This is a genomic window from Oleiphilus sp. HI0067, assembly GCF_001635735.1.
In genome coordinates this window covers 1-1,043 of sequence record NZ_LWFI01000060.1, presented here as the reverse complement: position 1 = coordinate 1,043, position 1,043 = coordinate 1, and the positions used below count along the sequence as shown (strand labels likewise).

Annotated in this window: 2 protein-coding genes; both read right to left on the bottom strand. The window is 46.1% G+C overall.

What is annotated here, in order from left to right:
- Positions 1 to 119: 119 nt before the first annotated feature.
- Positions 120 to 716: an NAD(P)H:quinone oxidoreductase gene (gene wrbA, locus A3739_RS01050; RefSeq protein WP_068499847.1), complete on the bottom strand. Its 597-nt coding sequence runs from the start codon at positions 714 to 716 to the stop codon at positions 120 to 122.
- Positions 716 to 1,043 (bottom strand): arsenate reductase (glutaredoxin) (arsC, locus tag A3739_RS01045; RefSeq protein WP_068499844.1); only part of this gene is annotated, 328 nt, incomplete at its 5' end. The genes wrbA and arsC, both read right to left, overlap by 1 nt.

The following is a 1,043-nucleotide window of genomic DNA, read 5'->3' as shown; positions in this document are numbered from 1 at the left end:
GGTACAAAGGTGGTGTAGGCCAAGATGACTAGCAGAGCGACATAGCTGATCTTAGTAACAAGTGCTGCACGTTTGCTTTTGAGTTCGAGAGAATTTGTCATAACGTTTTCTGAATCTGATTAAGAATTAAGTTTACGAGCGAGCGTGGCTAATCGTTTACCGAGGGCTTGGCATAGCGCGGTTTCATGTTCGCTCAAAGCACCGTTTGTTCCCATTTCTGTATGACTTGCGCCGTATGGGGTGCCGCCTGTTGTTGTGTCATGCAAGGCTTTTTCAGTGTAGGGAAGGCCTGAAATAACCATGCCCTGATGCATCAGAGGGATCATCATTGAAAGCAGCGTCGTCTCTTGCCCTCCATGCATTGAACCTGTTGAGGTAAATACACTTGCCGGTTTTCCAGATAGCGCACCGCTCATCCATAGGCTGCTAGTGCCATCTAAAAAGTATTTTAAAGGGGCCGCCATATTTCCAAAACGAGTTGGGCTACCTAATGCGAGACCCGCACAGTCTTTGAGGTCTTCATCGCTGCAATACATGGCACCTTCATTCGGAACCGCTGCAATGCTTTGCTCATTGTTTGCAGACACTGGAGGAACAGTCCGTACTCGTGCTTCGATACATGAAACGGATTCGATTCCGCGAGCTATTTGCATTGCCATTTTTTCTGTTGCGCCATTACGCGAGTAATACAGAACGAGGACGTAAGGGTTCGACATTAAATCAATTCCAATACGTTTTCTGGTGGACGACCAAGAACGGCTTTGTCACCTTTCACGACAATCGGACGCTCAATAAGTTTTGGCGCTTCGGTCATCGCTTTGATCAAATCATCATCAGCGATTGAGGTATCTTTTAATCCTCGTTCTTTGTATGCATCTTCGCCTTTTCGAAGTAGTTCGCGAGCAGAAATACCAAGCTTCGAAAGAAGTGAACTAATTTCCTCTGCAGAGGGTACATCTTCGAGATAAAGCTTAATGGTTGGGGTAATGCTTTTTTCTTCGATAAGAGCGAGAGTTTGGCGTGACTTTGAACAACGTGGGTTG

Bases quoted from the DNA above. Each gene is read 5' to 3' on its own strand.
- wrbA (WP_068499847.1), bottom strand. From the start codon at position 716: ATGTCGAACCCTTACGTCCTCGTTCTGTATTACTCGCGTAATGGCGCA.